Origin of the sequence: Mariniradius sediminis, assembly GCF_021491425.1 — a bacterium.
In the GTDB taxonomy this organism is placed as follows: Bacteria; Bacteroidota; Bacteroidia; order Cytophagales; family Cyclobacteriaceae; genus Mariniradius; species Mariniradius saccharolyticus.
In genome coordinates this window covers 1-294 of record NZ_JAKEVZ010000071.1, presented here as the reverse complement: position 1 = coordinate 294, position 294 = coordinate 1, and the positions used below count along the sequence as shown (strand labels likewise).

Here is a 294-nt window from a genome sequence, read left to right as displayed (position 1 = left end):
CTGGACAGAATTATAGAAACAGACCACAACCAACCATAGTGTTTCAAGGGCCACTATGGACCCGAGAAGCACACATTAACAAGTTAGGAACATAAAAACCAAAGATATGCTAGACTTCCACAGGCTTAGACTTCAGCAAGAGACCTACAGAACATTCTCAAACTTTTAAAATCCACCACGAAGACGCAACACAAGGTGAAGAGTAGACTCTTTCTGAATGTTGTAGTCAGCAAGAGTCCTTCCATCCTCCAATTGCTTCCCAGCAAAGATCAACCTCTGCTGGTCTGGTGGGAT

General features: G+C 43.5%; 1 protein-coding gene. It reads right to left on the bottom strand.

Translation table 11 applies throughout. The features are described from left to right. Positions 1–165 precede the first annotated feature (165 nt). A complete protein-coding gene (locus L0U89_RS20670) occupies positions 166–294 on the bottom strand; it encodes a ubiquitin-like protein (protein ID WP_369413267.1) in 129 nt (42 codons plus the stop codon).